The following is a 15,302-nucleotide window of genomic DNA, read 5'->3' as shown; positions in this document are numbered from 1 at the left end:
GCGAGCATACGGCCCGCAGCGGCCGGCGCAACGTTGTTTGCGCGGCACGCGGTCACGCCTTGGCCGCGGCCTTGCGTGCCGGCGCCTTGCGCGCGGGGGCAGGCTTGCCGGCGCGGGGCTCGAACTCGAAGATGACCTTGCCTTCCTTCTTGTCATACGCCAGGAAGGCCTTGAACTTGCGACGCGTCTTGTTGGACACGAAGTTCTCCAGCAGGTCGGTCTTGCCGTCGGCCAGCAACTTGGTCACCTGCGCGGGCTCGATGGGCTGGGTCAGGATGACCTTGCCGGTCTTGAAGTCGCAGGTCACGGTCTCGCCCACCGCGTGCTCGCACACGTAGTTGGCGCCGTGCTCGTACACATGGCCGCGGCACTTGGGGCAGGCCCCGAGCGAGGTCTGGCCGGAGAAGTCCACTGGCTCGCCATCGCCTTCGGCCTTCTTGGCGTCTTCGCCGAAGTCGAACTCCAGCTTCCAGTTGGCGATCTCGTCGTCGTACACCAGGGCCAGCTCCGCCGTGAACGGCCAACCCGCCTTGGAGCGGAAGCCTTCCAGCGGGCCGATCTTCTTGTCGCGCAAGAACTGCTCCACCTCGTGCAGCTCGAAGCTGCGGCCGCCCGGGATCTTGCCGATGGAGAAGCCGCAGCCCTCGGCCGCGCCGTCCTTGCCGGTGCAGGTGAAGCGGCGGTAGTTCTCCTTCACGACACCGCCGCACTTGGGGCACGGCGTCTTGAGCGTGGCGTAGTCGCCCGGGATGGTGTCGCGGTCGTAGCCCTTGGCCTTGGCGACCATCTGTTCCGTCATGGCCGCGATCTCGGCCATGAACTGCTCGCGCTTCAAGCGCCCCTTCTCCATCTCGGCGAGCTTGTGCTCCCAGTCGCCGGTGAGTTCAGGCTTGGTGAGGTCTTCCACGCCCAGGCCGCGCAGCAGCGTCATCAGCTGGAAGGCCTTGGCCGTGGGAATCAGCTCGCGGCCTTCGCGCAGCATGTACTTTTCAGTGATCAGGCCTTCGATGGTGGCCGCGCGCGTGGCTGGCGTGCCCAGGCCCTTCTCGGCCATGGCCTCGCGCAGTTCGTCGTCGTCAATGAGCTTGCCCGCGCCTTCCATGGCGCTCAGCAGCGTGGCTTCGGTGTAGCGCGCCGGCGGCTTGGTCTGCAGCGCCTTCACGTCCACGCTTTCAGTGCGCACCACCTCGCCCGGCTGCACCGGCACGAGGTTGGCGTCTTCGTCGTCCACGTCCTTGCCGTACACGGCCAGCCAGCCCGGCTTCACCAGCACCTTGCCGTTGGTCTGGAAGTGGTGGGTCTTGCCGGCGGCCTCGACCTTGCTGGTGCGCGTGGTGACCAGGAACTCGGCCGGCGGGAAGAACACCGCCAGGAAGCGCTTCACGACCATGTCGTACAGCTTGGCTTCCACCTCGGTCAGTGCCTTGGGCGCCTGCAGCGTGGGGATGATGGCGAAGTGGTCCGACACCTTGCTGTTGTCGAACACCTTCTTGGTGGGCTTGATGTAGCCGTGGTTCAGCGCCACGCGGGCGTGCGCGGCCAGGGCTTGCAGCGGGCCGGGCAGGTCCTCGCCGGCAATCATCTCGGCGGTCTGCTTGGCCACGGCCAGGTAGTCCTCGGGCAGGAAGCGCGAGTCCGTCCGGGGGTAGGTCAGCACCTTGTGCTTTTCATACAGCGCCTGGGCGATGGACAGCGTCGTCTTGGCCGAGAAGCCGAAGCGCGAGTTGGCCTCGCGCTGCAGCGTGGTCAGGTCGTACAGCGCGCCGCAGCTGGTGGTGCTGGGCTTGCTTTCTTCTGTGACGGTGGCAGGTTGGCCCAGCACCGCCTTGGCAATGGCGTCGGCCTCGGCCTGGTTCCACAGCCGGTCGGCACGGCGCTCGGCGTCGTCGTTCTTCTTGAACGTGGGGTCGAACCATTTGCCTTCGTACTGGCCAGCCTGCGCGTCGAAGTTGGCGCGCAACTCCCAGTAGTCGCGGGCCACGTGCTTGCGGATCTTTTCTTCCCGCTCCACCACCACCGACAGCGTGGGCGTTTGCACCCGGCCGACCGTGGTCAGGAAGAAGCCGCCGTCGCGCGAGTTGAAGGCCGTCATGGCGCGCGTGCCGTTGATGCCCACCAGCCAGTCGGCCTCGGAGCGGCAGCGCGCGGCGTCGGCCAGCGGCAGCATCTGCGCGTCGGAGCGCAGCTTCTCGAAGCCTTCGCGGATGGCCGCGGGCGTCATTGACTGCAGCCACAGCCGCTGCACGGGCTTGTCGAACTTGCCCTTGGCCGGCTGCGCATATTGCACGATCAGGCGGAAGATCAGCTCCCCCTCGCGCCCCGCGTCACAGGCGTTGATCAGCGCGGTCACGTCCTTGCGGCGGATCAACTTGGACAGCGCCGTGAGCCGGCCCTTGTTCTTGTCGATGGGGTTGAGGTCGAAGTGCGGCGGGATCACCGGCAGGTTGGCAAAGCTCCACTTGCCGCGCTTGACGTCGAACTCCTCCGGCGCTGCGATCTCCACGAGGTGACCCACGGCCGAGCTGACGACGTAGGTGTCGTTCTCGAAGTAGTCGTCTTGCTTGTCGAACTTGCCGGCCACGGGCGTCAGCGCGCGGACGATGTCCTGCGCAACGGAAGGCTTCTCGGCAATGATCAGAGTCTTGCTCATCGGTGTATCTCTAGGTCTTCCCTGCGACGGGGGCTCAGGAACCCCTGCCTACAATCCGGGCCTCGCGCGCATGCCCACGCACGCGCGCACCCATGAAATCACCGTACCACAGCGCCGATGACCGCCAAAACCCCACGCCGCAAGATCGAGGTTCGTGACTCCGGCGTGCACGGACGCGGCGTGTACGCCACCGCCCCGATCGCGGCGGGCGCGCAGATCATCGAATACACGGGTGAACGCATCAGCTGGGAGGAGGCCGTGCGCCGCCACCCGCACGACCCCGAGCAACCCAACCACACCTTCTATTTCCACATCGAAGGCGGGCAGGTGATCGACGCGCTGTACGGCGGCAACGACGCCCGCTGGATCAACCACGCCTGCGAGCCCAACTGCGAAGCCGACGAGACCGACGGCCGCGTGTTCATCCAGGCGCTGCGCGACATCGAGCCCGGCGAAGAGCTGTTCTACGACTACGGCCTGGTGCTGGACGAGCGCCACACCGCCAAGGTGAAGAAGCAGTTCGCCTGCTGGTGCGGCGCCGCCACCTGCCGCGGCACCATGCTCGCGCCCAAGAAGCGCTGATGCCCATGGAGCGGCGCCACCTCGCCGAATGCGGCTCCACCAACACCGAAGCCCTGGCCCACCTGCGCCAAGGCGGCGGGCCGCTGCTGCTGTCGGCCTCGCGGCAAACCGCCGGCCGCGGCCGCCTGGGGCGCGCCTGGCACAGTGAGGCCGCCGGTGCCGACGCCGCGCTCACGTTCTCGGTGGCCCAGCCGCTGCCGGCCACGCTGGACCTCTCCGGCCTGTCGCTGGCTGTGGGCTGCACCGTGGCCGACGCGCTGGAGCCCAACGGCAACCGCATCCGCCTGAAATGGCCGAACGACCTGGTGCTGGACGGCGCCAAGCTCGGCGGCATCCTGATTGAAGCCGTGCCGCTGCCCGACGGCCAGCGGGGCGTGGTGATCGGCATCGGGCTGAACCTGCGCCCGCTGCCGCCCGACGCCGACCGCAGCGCCTTCGCCAGCGGCCACGCCGCCCTGCATATCCTGGACCCCGCTGCCACCCCAGCGAGCACGCTGGACCGGCTGGCCCTGGCGCTGCGCGGCCTGCTGGCCGATTTCGCCGAGCTGGGCTTCGGCCCCTGGCAAGCGGCCTTCAGCCGCCGTGACCTCACCGCCGGCCAGCGTGTGCGCATCGGCGACCAGACCGGCACCGCACGCGGCGTGTCGGTGCGGGGCGAACTGCTGCTGGACACCGACCACGGCCTCGTGCCCTGCAGCGGCGGCGAACTCAGCCTGAGGATGGCATGAACGAACCCGGCACACCCGCTCGTGGCACGCCAACGACCCCACTCGTCGTTGCCAATGCTCGCCGTAGACGCCGCTACGGCTGCGCTTTGCGCCTAGATTGGAGCCGTCGGACGCGCCCCGCTCGGGCGCGCCGAGTCCATTCATACCTTCCGGAGTCCTCCCCGTGATGCGCATCGTCGTGATCCTGATGCTGGCAGCCAATGCCCTGTTCTTCGCCTGGTCGCGCGGCTGGCTGGACACCGTCACCGGCGTGCCGGCCGACGGCGGCCGCGAGCCGCAGCGCCTGGCTTTGCAGCAGCACCCGGAGCGCATCCAGCCGCTGGACGGCCCGGCGCTGGCGGCCCTCACCCGCCGCAGCTGCCTGGAACTTGGCCCGCTGGAGGGCGAGCCGGCCTTGAACGCCGCCCAAGCCGCCGTGCGCGCGCTCGGCGCCGAAGCGCAGGTGCGCAGCACCGAACAGGCCGGCGTGTGGGTGGTGGCCACCATCAAGCTGGCCGACCCCGACTTCCGGGCCCGCAAGGAAGCCACCTACAAGCAGCTCAAGCTCGCGTTCGAGCCGCTGGAAGGCCTACCGGCCGAGCAGCCGGCCTTTGTGCTGACCCGCCACGCCAGCGCGGCCGAGGCGCAGGCCGAACTGGCCAGTTTTGACAAGCGCGGCCTGAAGGGCCTGCGCGTGCTGGCCCTGCGCGCCGCCAGCAGCCGCCACACCCTGGTGGTGCCGCAAGCCGATGGCCAGCTGGCCGGCAAGCTCAAGTCCAGCAAGGACGCGGCCCTGGCCACCGGCTGGCGCGCTTGCAGCGCAGCTTCAGCGGCGGCAGCGGCCGCCGCCGCATCGGCAGCCGCCTCAGCCGCGTCGAGCTGAGCGGACGGCGGCACGGCCCGCGGTGCGCCGCAGGGCCAGCGCCGCCGTCAGCAAACCCGCCAGCCACAGCGCACTGCTGGCACCGCCACCACCACCGCTGCCGCTCGAACCCGTCGGCACCGGCACGGGGTCGACCGGTGTCACAGCCGACACGGTGATCTGCAGCGTCTGGCTGTAGACCACGCCGGCACTGTCGGTCACATCGGCGCGCACCGTGAAGCTGCCTGCGGCGCTGGGCGTGATGGTGGCCGTGGCCGTGTTGGCGCCCGAAGCAAAGCCGGTGACGATGCCGCCCGCATCCACCACCGTCCAGGCCGTGGACGCCACGGTGCGGCCGCTGGGCAGGCCGGTGGCCGTGGCCGTCAGCGTGACGGTTTGGCCCGCCGCAGGCGTGGCCGTGGGACTGGCCGCGATGCCAATGCTCACGCCGTTCAGCGCCACCGTGGCCGTCACGGCGGCCGCGGCATCCACCATGCCCGCGCCGCAGGTGCTGGTGGTGCAGTAGCACTCGTCCTGCACCGTGGCGCTGGGCGCCTTGCACTGCGGCGGGTTGCCATCGGCGGCACTGCCGCCCCCTGTGGTGGGGAAGGGGCGCGCCGTGCTCTTGAGAATCTGCGTGGCCTCCACGGAGGTCAGCCCCGGCCGCACCGAGGCCATCAGGCCCACGATGCCGCTGACGATGGGCGCCGAGAAGCTGGTGCCCACCGAGGCCGCGCTGCCGGTGTACGCCGCGTCGTTGGCCACCGGCGAGGTCGCGCCCGAGTTGGTGGTGCTGACCATGGGGTACAGGCAGGGCTGACCCGCGCCGGTGTTGATGCAGTTGCCGCCGGGCGCGGCGATGGTCACATCCGGGCCCAGGCTGGAAAAGCCGACCTTGGTGCCCACGTGGCGTAGCGCGGCCACCGTCACCACGCCGGGGCAGTTGCCCGGCATCTCCACGGCCAGGCCCTCGGAGTTGCCGGCCGCCACGACGACCGTGCCGCCCACCGCATTCACCTGAGTGATGGCCTCGCGGTACAGCGCGCCGGTGCCCGTGGCGCCGCAGGTCCCGGTGCCGCCCAGGCTCAGGTTCAGCACCTTCGCCTTGTTCGAGTTCAAGGGCAGGCCCGGCACGTTCAGGCCCGCGGCCCATTTCATGCCGGCAATGATGTCGCTGTCATACCCGCCGCACTTGCCCAGCACCCGCACCGGCAGGATCTTGAGGCCCCAGCCCACACCCGCCATGCCGGTGCCGTTGTTGCTGGCTGCGGCGATCAGGCCCGCCACGCGCGTGCCGTGCCAGGAGCTGCTGCCGATGTCGCTGCTGGTGCAGCCGGAAATCGTGCCGGCGTTGATGTCGGCCTGGCTGACCCAGTCGCCGGGGTCCGAGGCATCGGCGTCGGGGCCGTTGCCGTCGTTGGCGATCACCGTGGAGGCATTGCCGGGCGAGCCGTAGCCGATCATGTCGTAGCCGCCCACGATCTGGCCGGCCAGGTCCGGGTGGTCCGGGCGCACGCCGGTGTCGAGCACCGCGACGATCACGCTGCTGGCGCCGGTGGTCACATCCCACGCAGCCGGCGCGTTGATGCTGGACACCACCTGCCCCGGCGTGCTGCTGGGCTTCTTGAGGTACCACTGGTCGATAGTGCGCGCCTGCCCACCGCTGACCGTGGATTCGGGGTTCACCTCGGCCCCGCCGAACAAGGGGTCGTTGGGCAGCTTGGTGTGCTTGCGGCGCTGGTCCACGGCCACAAACTCGACCTCGGCATCGGCCGCCAGCTGGCGGGCCAGCTGCGCGCTGCTCAGGCCCCGCGCGGTGATGACGTGGGTGCGCTCGTCCAGGCTCAAACCGGCCGCCAGGCTGCGCCCGGCCCGCAAACCCAGGGCGGTGGCCCGCGTCTGCGCCACCTCGCGCGCCTCGCCCCGGCTGGCACGCACCGCCAAGGCCTTGGCCCGCACGCTGTCCGCCTGCGCCTTGAAGCGCACGATGACGCGGGCTTCGGTGGCGTCGGTCTGGGCGTGCGCGGCCAGCGGGGCCAAGGCTGCCGACAGCAGGGCCGCGGCGAGCAGGAGGGGGCGAGGAAGCGTCATGACGGGCTCGACAAAAAGGAGTTGCAGGGCAAGTCGGTGGCGCGCGGCCTTGCACCGCGCCCGGCCCCCGATGTTCCCATCGACAACGACGGCGCAGACGAAAAAAAGCCCCGCGGTGCGGGGCATTTGCGTTTCGGAAGGTTTCCGGTCAGCGATTCGACCGGTCACCCGGTCGCCAGGCTCAGCCGTGGACCACGCGAACCATTTCCAGGCACTTGTTCGAGTAGCCCCACTCGTTGTCGTACCAGGACACCAGCTTCACGAAGGTGCCGTCCAGGGCGATGCCGGCTTCGGCGTCGAAGATGGAGGTGCGCGGGTCGCCACGGAAGTCGGTGGCCACGACCTTGTCGGTGGTGTAGCCCAGCACGCCCTTGAGCGCGCCTTCGCTCTGGGCCTTCATTTCGGCGCAGATTTCTTCGTACGAAGCGTCCTTCAGCAGTTCCACCGTCAGGTCGACCACCGACACGTCGGACGTCGGCACGCGGAAGCTCATGCCGGTGAGCTTCTTGTTCAGCTCAGGAATGACCTTGCCCACGGCCTTGGCGGCACCGGTGCTGCTGGGGATGATGTTTTCCAGGATGCCGCGACCGCCGCGCCAGTCCTTGTTGCTCGGGCCGTCCACGGTCTTTTGCGTGGCGGTGGCAGCGTGCACGGTGGTCATCAGGCCGCGCTTGATGCCCCACTTGTCGTTCAGCACCTTGGCCAGCGGAGCCAGGCAGTTGGTGGTGCACGAGGCGTTGGAGATGATGGCTTCGCCGGCGTACTTGGTGTGGTTCACGCCGTAGACGAACATGGGCGTCTCGTCCTTGGACGGGGCGGACATGATGACCTTCTTGGCGCCTGCGGCCAGGTGCTTCTCGGCGCCGGCCTTGTCCAGGAAGATGCCGGTGGACTCGACCACCACGTCGGCGCCGACCTCGCCCCACTTCAGCTCGGACGGGTCCTTCACCGCGGTCAGGCGGATCTTCTTGCCGTTCACGACCAGGGTGTTGCCGTCGACCGAAACCTCACCGTCGAACTTGCCGTGCACGCTGTCGTACTTGAGCATGTAGGCGAGGTAGTCGGGTTCCAGCAGGTCGTTGATCGCGACGACTTCGATGTCTTTGAAGTTCGCGATGGCGGCACGGAACACCATGCGCCCGATGCGGCCGAAGCCGTTGATGCCGATCTTGATGGTCATGGGAGAGTCTCCAGGAGGATGAAAAATTCGGATCGGGCCGGATTCTCGGTGATCCGGCGGCCGGCGGGTTTCGGGTCGATTTCAGTCGCTGTTGCCGAGATTCAGCGTCCCGCAGGGCACGTCGATCTGCAAGACGCTGCCGAACAGGTCGTTGGCCTGGGATTCATTCTTGAACCCCAGCTCCAACCCCGCCAGCCAGGTCAGGAAGGGCAACTTGTTCAGATCCGGCGGGCCGCGCCGGCCCTGCTCCACCGCCTCGTTGGGCACCGCGCCACCGTACAGGGTGTACTTCACCTTGAACGGGCAGGCCATGGTGCCGAAATCGAACGCGGCGCGCAGGGCCTGCGGGTGCCGGGTCATGCGCAGGAACTCCACCAGCCCGAAGGCCTCGCGCTTGAAGCCGTAGCGGCGGTGCCCGGGCGGCACATAGCTGAACTGCTGCTGGAAGCCTTGCGGCGGCTCGGCCCCGGTGCGGCAAGGCATGCGGTACTCGGCCAGCCGCTCACGCACGGCGTCTTCCATCCGCTTGGAACCGGTGGAGTGGATGACCTTGACCTCGGGTGGCTGTTGGCCGTTGCCCGAGAAGGTGGCCGCCACGACCAGGTGCTCGATCTCGTTGCCGAAGGTGTTCCAGGGCCGCATGTCCTGGCGCGGCATGACCAGGCAAAACGGCGCCTCGCCCGGCGCCCGTTCGGCCGGCAGCGGCGTGGCGTCGCGGTCGGTGTTGCTGAAGCTGAATTCCTGCACGGCGGTCACCGTGCCGTCCGCTGGCGTCAGGCAGGGCAGGCGGTAGCGGCGCAGGTAGTCCATCGCCTCGTCCTGCATGTCTTCGCGGGCCGAGTTGAACAGCACCTCGACCTGCGGCGCGGCATCCGGCCGCGTGAACGACAGCTTCACCCGCATGCCGCCGAAGGCGCGGTCCAGCTTGTGCTTGACGGGATAGCGCGGTGCGCGTTCGGGTTTCACCAGACAGGCCAGCGACTGGGCCGGCGACGCCTCCCGGCGCTCGGTCTGGGCTGAAGTCGGCGTGGCGGCCAGGGTGACCGACGCCACCAGCAGGCTGGTGGCCACCGAACTGAATCTCATGCGTTCTCTCCCGCGGTGTTGGCAGCCGCGGGAGTGTCAAACGCGAAGGTGGTGGGCCCGCCGGAAAGATTCACGCGGGCCCCCCCAGCTTCACTTCTTCTTCAGCACGGCCTTGACGGTGGCCGCCACGTTTTCCGGCGTGAAGCCGAAGTGCTTGAACAGCACCGGCGCCGGGGCCGATTCGCCGAAGGTGTCGATGCCGACCACGGCGTCGCAGCCGTACTTCCACCAGAAGTCGCTGACGCCCATTTCCACGGCCACGCGCGGCAGGCCCTTGGGCAGCACGCTCTTCTTGTAGTCCTTGTCCTGGCGGTCGAACACGTTGGTGGACGGCATGGACACCACGCGCACCTTCACGCCTTCGTCGGCCAGCAGCTTCTGCGCGGCCAGGGCCAGTTGCACTTCCGAGCCGGTGGCGATGATGACGGCCTTGGCCTTGCCCTTGGCGGGCTCGGCCAGCACGTAGGCGCCCTTGGCGATCTCGTCGACGTTGGTCTTGGGCGAGTAGGCCAGGTTCTGGCGGGAGAGCGCCAGCAGGCTGGGGCGCTGGGCGTTGCCCAGGGCCATGGTCCAGGCGACCACGGTTTCGGTCGTGTCGGCCGGGCGCCAGACGTCCAGACCCGGGATCAGGCGCAGGCTGGCGACGTGCTCGATGGACTGGTGCGTCGGGCCGTCTTCACCCAGGCCGATGGAGTCGTGCGTCATCACGTGGATGACGCGCTGCTTCATCAGCGCGGCCATGCGGATGGCGTTGCGGCTGTAGTCGCTGAAGGTCAGGAAGGTGCCGCCGTAGGGGATGAAGCCGCCGTGCAGGGCCACGCCGTTCATGATGGCGGCCATGCCGAACTCGCGCACGCCGTAGTTGATGTGGCGGCCGTTGTTCGGCGTGCCATCGGCCTCGAAACGCAGGTTGGGCGTGGACGAGGTGTTGGTCAGGTTGGAGCCGGTCAGGTCGGCGCTGCCGCCCAGCATTTCGGGCAGCTTGGCGGTGAAGGCTTCCAGCGCGATCTGGCTGGCCTTGCGGCTGGCGACCGTGGCGGCGTCGGCGTGGGCCTTGACCACGGCGTCGACCGCGATCTGCGCGAAGTCAGCCGGCAGCACGCCGGCCATGCGGCGCTGGAACTCGGCGGCCAGTTCGGGGTGGGCTTCGGCGTAGGCATCGAAGCGCTCGTCCCAGGCGGCTTCGGCCTTCTCGCCGGCGGCCTTGGCGTCCCAGGCGGCGTACACGTCGGCCGGGATGACGAAGGGCTCGTGCGACCAGCCCAGGGCCTCACGGGTCAGCTTGATTTCCTCGGCGCCCAGCGGTTCGCCGTGGGCCTTGCTGGTGTTGGCGCGGTTGGGCGAGCCCTTGCCGATGTGGGTCTTGGCGATGACCAGCGTGGGCTTGTCGGCGCTCTTCTTGGCTTCGGCAATGGCGGCGTCCACGGCGGCCACGTCATGGCCGTCCACCGGGCCCACCACGTTCCAGCCGTAGGCCTGGAAGCGCTTGGCGGTGTCGTCGGCGAACCACGGGGCGACCTGGCCGTCGATGGAGATGCCGTTGTCGTCGTAGATGGCGATCAGCTTGTTCAGCTTCCACGAGGCGGCCAGCGCGGCGGCTTCGTGCGAGATGCCTTCCATCAGGCAGCCGTCACCCAGGAACACGTAGGTGTGGTGGTTGACGATCTGGTGCGCGTCGCGATTGAAGTCACGCGCCAGCAGCTTCTCGGCCAGGGCCAGGCCCACGGCGTTGGTGATGCCTTGGCCCAGCGGGCCGGTGGTCGTTTCCACGCCGGCGGTGATGCCCACTTCCGGGTGGCCGGGGGTCTTGCTGTGCAGCTGGCGGAAGGCCTTCAGCTCCTCGATCGGCAGGTCGTAGCCGGTCAGGTGCAGCAGCGCGTAGATCAGCATCGAGCCGTGGCCGTTGGACAGCACGAAGCGGTCGCGGTCGGCCCAGTGCGGGTTGGCCGGGTTGTGCTTGAGGTGACGCGCCCACAGCGCCACACCGATCTCGGCCATGCCCATGGGGGCGCCCGGGTGGCCCGAGTTGGCGGCCTGCACGGCGTCCATCGCCAGCGCGCGGATCGCGTGGGCCATCAGGGTGGGGGAGGCGGGCGTAGCAGTCATGGCCGGGGCTTTCCTTGGGCGGGTGGCAAAAACCAGGGATTTTACGGGGGTGCCTGTGCCGCAGTTGATCCAGCGCAAGGCCGACGCACGGCACCCGCGCGACGCTCCGCGTCATGGCCCCTTCAACCCTGCCCTTGGCCGTGCGCGTCATCCGCGCCGAGCACGACGCCCTGGCCGCCATGCTGCGCACGGTGCCGCTGCTGCTGGACGCCCAGCACCGCACGGGCGCCGCGCCTGATTTCGGCGCGCTGCGGGCGATGCTGTTCTATGTGGACGAATTTCCAGAACGGCTACATCACAAAAAAGAAAGCGACCTGCTCTTCCCGCGGCTGCGGGCGCTGGCGCCCGACCTGCGCGGCGTGCTGGACGACCTGGAAGCCGACCACAACCACGGGGAGCGCGCCATCCGCGAGTTGCAGCACAGCCTGCTGGCCTGGGAGCAGATGGGCGAGGCCCGGCGCGACAAGTTCGCGCAGCAGGTCCAGGTCTACACCACCCGCTACCTGCGCCACATGCGGCGCGAAGAAACCGAAATCCTGCCGCGCGCGCTGGCCGCCTTGAGCGATGCCGACTGGGCGGAGCTGGACGAAGCCTTCGGCAGCCACCGCGACCCACTCGCCCTCCGCGCCGGGCAAGCCGTGGACGAGGCCTACGCGCCGCTGCGCGAACGCATCCTGGCCGCTCTGCCGGCGCCGTTCGGTTGGGGGCCCAGTCTCGGTTGACGCCCCCCCTAGAACACCCCCGTAGCTCCTTTGTGGATGGCCTTTGCGGACGTCGTCCACGAACATCGAACTCGCCCGGATCGCGGGTTCCACGAGCTACCCCATGAAAACTTCAAACCTGCTGCGCTACCTGCGCTTGGCCCTATTTGTCCTCGGCGTGGTGGGCGGACACCTCGCGCACGCCGCCGGCTCGCCAAGTTATTTCCTGACCATCGCCGGCCTGACCGGAGACTCCCGAGATGCCAGCCACAAGGGGGCGATCGACCTGGAGAGTTTCTCTTGGGGCGTTCAACGCAGCGTCGGCACGGGCGGCGCGCCCGGCAAGGCCAGCTTCAATGACTTCGCCTGGACACAGTTTGCCGACAGCACCACGCCCCCTTTGTTCGTCAATCTCGCCACAGGCAGGATCCTGTCAACAGTGACCTTGGACGTCACAGCCACATTCGGTGGTGGCAGTCCCGAGTCATTCTTTCAGTTGATCTTCACCAACACGGCGGCGACGATGTTGAAGATGGGCGGATCGACCGGCCAGGGCATCGACGTCAACGCCGCAATGACCTCGGGCGAAACCGTCAAATTGCGCTACCGCGCCGCGGACAGCAAGGGCACCTTGAAGAACTGGGTGGAAGGCAGCTTCAGCATCAAGAACAACACCGCCAATGCGGTGTTTGAGGGCGATCCGACGGTCTTGACGGGCTTGTTCGCGTCGGGCGGTCTGATCAACATCGCCCCGGGTGCCGTCGCGGCTGTGCCGGAGCCCGCCAGTGCCACCCTGTTGCTGGCCGGCCTGGCTGCGGTGGGCGCTCTGAACCTGCGCCGCCGGCGCGGCTGACTCAGGGACGAGCGGCGCCCCCTGGCTGTGCCAGACAGCCTTGCGCCGCCGCCAGGCCCCGCAGGAAACCACGACGCACGCCGCCCGCGGTGATGGCCGCAGTCACCTGCCGGGCATAACGCTCGGCCCCCGTGAGCTTGCGCACCCAGCCGCGGAAGGGAATGACGCCCTCTGCCGTGCGCTGCAGCGCGCCGGTGGCGGCGTCTTCGCCCCGCTCCAGCAGGCCGGGGTTGTTGCCGGTGTGGGGCGCGTCCAGGTCCGGGCCCAGCACCTCGTCCAGCGCGCGGATGTCGGCCAGCAGCGCGGGGCAGCGGCCGTCAACCGGCGCCGCGTAGGGCGCCGCCGCCGCGGCCTTCAGCACGTCGGGGATCTCGGCCCGCACGACGTTCAGATCGCTCAGCGGCGTGGTGGCCGCGTTGGACACCTTGCGGGTGTCGGTGGAAGAACACGCCGACAGCAGCGCGACGGACAGCGCGGCAGCGAGGGCCACGGGCGGGGCGAACAAGGCAATACGCATGGTGGGACCATCATCGCAGCGCGCCGACCCCGGCTCCATCCCCGGCAACGGGGTCAGCGCACCAGCGGCCGGATCGCCGTGAAGCCGCCATCCACCGGCAGCACCTGGCCGGTGATGCGGTGGGCCTGGGGCGAGAGCAGCCAGTCGATCACGGCGGCCACATCGTCGGCCGTCTGCACGCCTTCGGCATGCGGCAGGGGGTACTGGCGGGCGGCGGCCGCCCGCATCTCCGGCTGCCGCGTGAGCCCGGCGCTCAGCGCGGTTTCGGTCAGGCCCGGCGCCACCACGTTGAAGCGCAGGCTTTGCGGGGCGTAGGTGGCCGCTACGCTGCGCGCCAGGCCCTCCACGCCGGCCTTGGCCGCGGCAATGACCTCGTGGTTGCTCACGCCAATGCCCGCCACCACCGAACTCATCAGCACCGCGGCCCCGCCCCCAGGCACCGTGCGGCGCGCCTCCACCCACGCGGCCAGCAGGTGCACCGCGCTTTCCAGATTGACGCGCAGCACCTCGCGCGCCTGGGCCGGCTGGCTGCGGTGCAGCGGCGCAATCAAGGTGCTGCCCACGCAGTGCGCCACCCTCGCCGGCGCCTCACCCCAGGCCTCGCGGCACGCGGCCAGCGCCTGGGCGATGCCCTCGGGCGTGGTCGCATCCACGGCGAGGTGGAGGTCTGCGTCCACCTCCGCCGCGCGGGCGGCGTCGCGGCTGGTGATGGCCACGCGCACGCCACGGGCGCGCAGGCGGGCGGCCAACGCGCGGCCAATGCCGCCGGCGCCGCCGGTGATGAGGGCTGTGTCGAGAACGGAAGCTGTCATGGCGAATCTCCAAAGCGTGCCACGCGACGCAAAGCGCGGTGGACGACCGAAAGGGCTTGCGCGGCGCAGGGCGATGTCCAGGTGTCGCGCTCGATTTCAAATTCGGTTCAAGAATCGCGTTTGTACGGCTCAATGCCAAGTCAAAGGGGTTGGTTCATGGTTCAAAGCCTGTTCAAGACCGGAGTTGCGGCCCACATCGTGGGCATGCCTGCCAACACGCTGCGGGTGTGGGAACGCCGCTATGGCCTGCAGTGCCAGCAGCAGGACGAGCACGGCCACCGGCTGTACTCGCCCGAAGACGTGCAGCGCATCGCCGCCCTGCGGCAGTTGACGCTGCAAGGCCACGCCATCGGCGCCCTGGCCGGGTTGAATCAAGAGGAGCTGCGCGCGCTGCTGTCCACCCAGGACGAGGTGCGGGAGGTGGCGCAGGCCCTGGCCCAGCCCGTGCGGCCGGCGCGCCAGCTGCTGCTGGTGGGGGCGGCGCTGGCCACGCGCATCCGCCGTGCGGCGCCGCGCCGACAGCTGCGCATCACCGCCACTGTGGACACGCTCGCCCAGGCCCGGCTGCCCGAGGGCGAAGGCCGGCCCGATGCGCTGGTGCTGCACCTGCCGTCCATGCACGTGACGCAGGTGGAAGAGCTGGCCGCGGCCGCCCGCGCCTTGGGCGTGGCCCGGGTGCTGGCGGTGTACGGCTACAGCAACTCGCAGGCGCTGCGCCGCTGCACCGAGCTGGACATCCAGCCCTGGCGCGACACGCACAACGACCGCAGCCTCGTCAGCTGGCTGCAGGACAGCTTGGGCGCCACGTCACCAGGCCCTGCAGCCGCCCGCGGGTCGCCTGCCGCCCCCTCGCCCGCCGACCTGCTGCCCGCGCGCATCGCGCCGCCCCAGTACGACGAAGCCACACTGGCCGACTGGGCCGCCCGCACCACCGCCGTGGCCTGCGAATGCCCCGCCCATGTGGCCGAGCTGCTGATGCGGCTGCAACAGTTCGAGGCCTACAGCGCCGACTGTGAGCACCGCGACGACGCCGACCGCCAGTTGCACGAGCAGCTGCACCACCTTGCAGGCACCGCCCGCATGCTGTTCGAACGCGGCCTGCAACTGCTGGCCGACCACGAGCAGGCCCTGGCCCGCCCACCGGCGCACTGAGCG

At 69.3% G+C, this 15,302-nt stretch carries 13 protein-coding genes; 6 read left to right on the top strand and 7 right to left on the bottom strand.

Annotated elements, in window-relative coordinates:
• Positions 1-52: 52 nt before the first annotated feature.
• On the bottom strand, positions 53-2,650 hold the full coding sequence (locus tag ACG01O_RS12800) for a DNA topoisomerase III (RefSeq protein ID WP_394385127.1): 2,598 nt from the start codon (positions 2,648-2,650) through the stop codon (positions 53-55).
• Between the two features lie 117 nt (positions 2,651-2,767).
• Here ACG01O_RS12800 and ACG01O_RS12795 point away from each other — a divergent pair, with 117 nt between their 5' ends.
• From ACG01O_RS12795 to ACG01O_RS12785, 3 genes are all read left to right on the top strand, one after another.
• On the top strand, positions 2,768-3,232 hold the full coding sequence (locus ACG01O_RS12795; protein ID WP_394385125.1) for an SET domain-containing protein: 465 nt from the start codon (positions 2,768-2,770) through the stop codon (positions 3,230-3,232).
• A gap of 5 nt (positions 3,233-3,237) precedes the next feature.
• Positions 3,238-3,960: a biotin--[acetyl-CoA-carboxylase] ligase gene (locus tag ACG01O_RS12790; RefSeq protein WP_394385123.1), complete on the top strand. Its 723-nt coding sequence runs from the start codon at positions 3,238-3,240 to the stop codon at positions 3,958-3,960.
• A 163-nt stretch (positions 3,961-4,123) separates the two neighbouring features.
• Positions 4,124-4,822, top strand: a complete 699-nt coding sequence (locus tag ACG01O_RS12785) for a hypothetical protein (protein ID WP_394385121.1) — start codon at positions 4,124-4,126, stop codon at positions 4,820-4,822.
• Here ACG01O_RS12785 and ACG01O_RS12780 read toward each other — a convergent pair.
• From ACG01O_RS12780 to tkt, 4 genes are all read right to left on the bottom strand, one after another.
• Positions 4,805-6,892, bottom strand: coding sequence for a S8 family serine peptidase (locus tag ACG01O_RS12780; protein WP_394385119.1), 2,088 nt, complete (start codon positions 6,890-6,892; stop codon positions 4,805-4,807). The genes ACG01O_RS12785 and ACG01O_RS12780 overlap by 18 nt on opposite strands.
• A 181-nt stretch (positions 6,893-7,073) precedes the next feature.
• Positions 7,074-8,072, bottom strand: a complete 999-nt coding sequence (gene gap, locus ACG01O_RS12775) for a type I glyceraldehyde-3-phosphate dehydrogenase (protein WP_394385117.1) — start codon at positions 8,070-8,072, stop codon at positions 7,074-7,076.
• An 81-nt stretch (positions 8,073-8,153) separates the two neighbouring features.
• Complete coding sequence (locus ACG01O_RS12770) at positions 8,154-9,158, bottom strand: hypothetical protein (protein WP_394385115.1); 1,005 nt, start codon at positions 9,156-9,158, stop codon at positions 8,154-8,156.
• A 90-nt stretch (positions 9,159-9,248) separates the two neighbouring features.
• A complete protein-coding gene (tkt, locus tag ACG01O_RS12765) occupies positions 9,249-11,264 on the bottom strand; it encodes a transketolase (protein ID WP_394385114.1) in 2,016 nt (671 codons plus the stop codon).
• 113 nt (positions 11,265-11,377) lie between these two features.
• On the opposite strand from tkt, the gene ACG01O_RS12760 reads away from it, so the two are divergent.
• Together ACG01O_RS12760 and ACG01O_RS12755 are read left to right on the top strand one after the other, a co-directional pair.
• Positions 11,378-11,986, top strand: a complete 609-nt coding sequence (locus ACG01O_RS12760) for a hemerythrin domain-containing protein (RefSeq protein ID WP_394385112.1) — start codon at positions 11,378-11,380, stop codon at positions 11,984-11,986.
• A gap of 103 nt (positions 11,987-12,089) precedes the next feature.
• Positions 12,090-12,818 (top strand): Hcp family type VI secretion system effector, encoded by a 729-nt coding sequence (locus ACG01O_RS12755; RefSeq protein ID WP_394385110.1) that lies wholly within the window; start codon positions 12,090-12,092, stop codon positions 12,816-12,818.
• Position 12,819: 1 nt separating this feature from the next.
• Here the strand turns inward: ACG01O_RS12755 and ACG01O_RS12750 are convergent, their stop codons facing one another.
• Both ACG01O_RS12750 and ACG01O_RS12745 read right to left on the bottom strand, forming a co-directional pair.
• Positions 12,820-13,335, bottom strand: a complete 516-nt coding sequence (locus tag ACG01O_RS12750; protein WP_394385108.1) for a hypothetical protein — start codon at positions 13,333-13,335, stop codon at positions 12,820-12,822.
• 53 nt (positions 13,336-13,388) lie between these two features.
• On the bottom strand, positions 13,389-14,147 hold the full coding sequence (locus ACG01O_RS12745; protein WP_394385106.1) for an SDR family NAD(P)-dependent oxidoreductase: 759 nt from the start codon (positions 14,145-14,147) through the stop codon (positions 13,389-13,391).
• Between the two features lie 156 nt (positions 14,148-14,303).
• Between ACG01O_RS12745 and ACG01O_RS12740 the strand changes: the two genes are divergently transcribed.
• Complete coding sequence (locus tag ACG01O_RS12740; RefSeq protein ID WP_394385104.1) at positions 14,304-15,299, top strand: MerR family transcriptional regulator; 996 nt, start codon at positions 14,304-14,306, stop codon at positions 15,297-15,299.
• The last annotated feature ends 3 nt before the right edge of the window (positions 15,300-15,302 follow it).

Origin of the sequence: Pelomonas baiyunensis (assembly GCF_043555935.1) — a bacterium.
Taxonomy (GTDB): Bacteria; Pseudomonadota; Gammaproteobacteria; order Burkholderiales; family Burkholderiaceae_C; genus Pelomonas; species Pelomonas baiyunensis.
The sequence above is the reverse complement of the archived record's forward strand: the minus strand, read 5'-3'. Positions and strand labels throughout refer to the sequence as shown.